The sequence below is a fragment of the Rhizobacter sp. P3_C12 genome (assembly GCF_056402735.1).
On record NZ_JBFUGW010000651.1, the window covers coordinates 1 to 609 of the forward strand.

Annotated in this window: 1 pseudogene; it reads right to left on the reverse strand. The window is 77.3% G+C overall.

Features of this window, described 5'->3' with window-relative positions:
* A pseudogene (locus AC1DXV_RS35180) lies at positions 1–609 on the reverse strand (PD-(D/E)XK nuclease family protein); the annotation flags it as partial.

Below are 609 nucleotides of genomic sequence, written 5' to 3' on the forward strand. Positions count from 1 at the left end.
GGCCGGCGGCGCGCAGCAGGGCCTGCAGCGCCTCGCACCACGCGCGCAGCGGGCGCCGGCCTGGCTCGGCGAGCGGCGCCAGCGCCTCGACCAGCGCGCTCCACAGCCGGGCCTCGCCGGGGTGCAGGCGTTCGGCGTCGATCTGCGAGGTGCGGCGCCAGCCGTGGCGGCGGCAGCTGGCTTCGAGCGATTGCGCGAGCGCCGCCACCGGGCCCAGGCCGGGCCATGGGGCGGTCAGGGATTTGAGGGCATCGAGCGTCGCATCGGCACTCGATGCCCCGACCGCCCGCAGCAGGCCCATCAGCTGCGCCGCGGCGCGGGTGGTCGAGAGCTTCCAGCCGGTTTCATCCAGCACCGCGACCGACTGCCGCGCCAGCAGCGCGTGCACGCGGCGCACCAGCAGGCGGTCCTGCGCGACCAGCGCCACCGGCAACTCGCCGCGCTGCACATGCGMCAGCACCTGCGCGGCGGTGGCCTGGGCCTCGTCCTCGAAGCCCTCGCACAGCGCGACGGCCGGCGCCCGCGAAGGCAGCCGCTGCGCCGCGGCATCGGTGTCGACGACGAGCACCGGCACGCGCGCGGCGCCCAGCAGCGCGTCGGTCAGCGGAT